Source organism: Acinetobacter sp. UBA5934 (assembly GCF_002430855.1).
Taxonomy (GTDB): Bacteria; Pseudomonadota; Gammaproteobacteria; order Pseudomonadales; family Moraxellaceae; genus Acinetobacter.
In genome coordinates this window covers 1-2177 of sequence record NZ_DJDC01000097.1, presented here as the reverse complement: position 1 = coordinate 2177, position 2177 = coordinate 1, and the positions used below count along the sequence as shown (strand labels likewise).

The window sequence follows — 2177 nt, the reverse complement described above, 5'->3', positions numbered from 1 at the left end:
GGTAATGGAAGAACTGTTCCATTTCCGGCATTAAACGGTGCAAGAAACGGCGGTCCTGGCAAATCGAGTTACCACACATTGGAGATGATTTCGGATTAACCCATTTTTTTAGAAATTCCAGGGTTTGCTGTTCGGCATCTTGCGCGGTCAATTTACTGCGGCGTACACGTTCAATCAAACCTGACTGTCCATGCTGACGGGTATTCCACTCATCCATTGCATTGAGTACGCGATCCGACTGATGCACAGCGAGCACCGGACCTTCCGCCAGAATATTCAGGTTATCGTCCGTCACAATGGTTGCAACTTCAATAATTTGGTCGTTATCTGTATCCAGACCTGTCATTTCCAGGTCAATCCAAATCAGGCGGGTATCAGGAGTGCTGCTCATAAATGTGCAATCTTATTAGGCTTAAAAACCGCTATAGTAGCAAATTTATTGCAACTTGGCTGTAACTCCTACCCCGCTTCATGCTATTTTTGCCATTCTTAGTCCATGCTTTTTTTAGGATATGAATGGCTTTAATTCGTAAACGTCGTTTAACTGAACAGCAGCAACGTCGCATTCAGAAACAACATCAAACACGTCAAGAAGAAATCGACACTTCAAGTGACCTAGAAGGCTTGGTGGTTCAGCACTATGGTCGTCAACTTGAGGTGCAAGCCCTCTCAACGCCTGATGAGCATCCGGTCAAGCCTGTCGTTGCAGCAGGTGAACCAGAACCTTTTTGGAAACCGATTGAAGTCGGCAGTGTATGGCGCTGTCATACCCGTACCAATCTGGAAGCGCTGGTCACAGGTGACCGGGTTAAATGGCAGGCCGATCCGAATACCGGTCTGGGTATCATTACCGCCATTCACCCTCGCCAGTCCTTGCTGACCCGTCCTGACCGTTATCACAAGGTTAAACCGGTCGCAGCCAATGTCAGCCTGATCGTGATTGTTTTTGCATCTTTCCCGGAAGTTGCACCGAGTTTAATTGACCGCTATCTGGTGGCCTGTGCCGATGCAGACATTCCGGCACTTCTGGTACTCAATAAATCTGATTTAATTAAAGAAAATGACCCGATTTTAGACTTGGTCAAAGAATATCAGGCCTTGGGTTATGAAGTGATGCAAACTCAATCGGATGGTGATTTGACTGAACTAGCAAAACGTCTAGCCGGTGAAACCGTAGCCTTTGTCGGTCAGTCTGGGGTTGGCAAAAGCTCCCTGATTAATGCCATGGTTCCGGATGCCGCGCAAAAAACCAATATCATTTCGGAAAACTCGGCCTTGGGTCAGCACACCACCACCTCTACCCGCTTAATTGCATTTGGTGAAGGTGCGGCACTGATTGACTCGCCGGGAATCCGCGAATTCGGTTTATGGCATTTGGAGCTAGATAAGGTGCAGCACGGTTTTCCTGAAATTGAAAATCTGCTCGGACATTGCCAGTTCCGCAACTGTACGCATAAGCATGAAAAACAATGCGCTTTGCGTCAGGCAGCCGAGTCTGGTGAAATCTTGCAACGCCGTTTAGACAGTTATTTGCGTTTAATCGATGAAATTACCGAAGCGCAGCAAAAAAATTAATTTTTCTTAACCCTTAGCCCTTGAAGCGGTGATTTTGATCGCCATATTTATAGGCTATACTCTACGCAATTTTGAATTGTAATTAGGTGACTTGTGGAACGTTGGTTCGAATTTATGGGTAATCACCCCTTCTTGTTTGGAACACTTGGGGCGTTGGTTGTTTTGTTCTTTGTTTTAGAAGGACAACGCAATGGTCGTAAAATTTCACCACAATCTTTAGGCATTTTAGTGAAAGCTAAAAATGCAATGCTGATTGATTTACGTGATGCCAAAGATTTCCGTGAAGGTCATATCAGCGGTAGCCGTAATATTCCATACAGCCAGATTGCAAGTCATATCGAAGAGTTAAAATCTGCGGAACAACCTCTGGTATTTATTTGTAACCTGGGACAAATCGCAGGTACTGCTTTACAACAAGTCGGTCACGCTGACAGCTATCGTTTAGATGGCGGGATCAACAACTGGAAAGTTCAAGGTTTACCCCTGATTAAAAGCAAATAATACGCTTGGAGAATTTGAATGGCTGAAGTAATTATTTATTCCACCACCGTATGCCCTTATTGCATTCGCGCAAAACAACTTCTTGAGCGTAAAGGCGTTCA

4 protein-coding genes are annotated in these 2177 nt (G+C 45.2%); 3 read left to right on the top strand and 1 reads right to left on the bottom strand.

Features of this window, described 5'->3' with window-relative positions; all coding sequences use genetic code 11:
* Positions 1–391, bottom strand: a 391-nt coding sequence (gene orn, locus B2Y23_RS06940) for an oligoribonuclease (RefSeq protein ID WP_291369867.1), incomplete at its 3' end; no start/stop codon positions are given.
* 125 nt (positions 392–516) lie between these two features.
* On the opposite strand from orn, the gene rsgA reads away from it, so the two are divergent.
* The 3 genes from rsgA to B2Y23_RS06925 all read left to right on the top strand — a co-directional run.
* A complete protein-coding gene (rsgA, locus tag B2Y23_RS06935; RefSeq protein WP_291353710.1) occupies positions 517–1575 on the top strand; it encodes a small ribosomal subunit biogenesis GTPase RsgA in 1059 nt (352 codons plus the stop codon).
* A gap of 93 nt (positions 1576–1668) precedes the next feature.
* Complete coding sequence (locus tag B2Y23_RS06930) at positions 1669–2076, top strand: rhodanese-like domain-containing protein (protein ID WP_291353708.1); 408 nt, start codon at positions 1669–1671, stop codon at positions 2074–2076.
* An 18-nt stretch (positions 2077–2094) separates the two neighbouring features.
* Positions 2095–2177, top strand: an 83-nt coding sequence (locus B2Y23_RS06925; RefSeq protein WP_291369875.1) for a glutaredoxin domain-containing protein, incomplete at its 3' end; no start/stop codon positions are given.

Bases quoted from the DNA above. Each gene is read 5' to 3' on its own strand.
- rsgA (WP_291353710.1), top strand. From the start codon at position 517: ATGGCTTTAATTCGTAAACGTCGTTTAACTGAACAGCAGCAACGTCGC.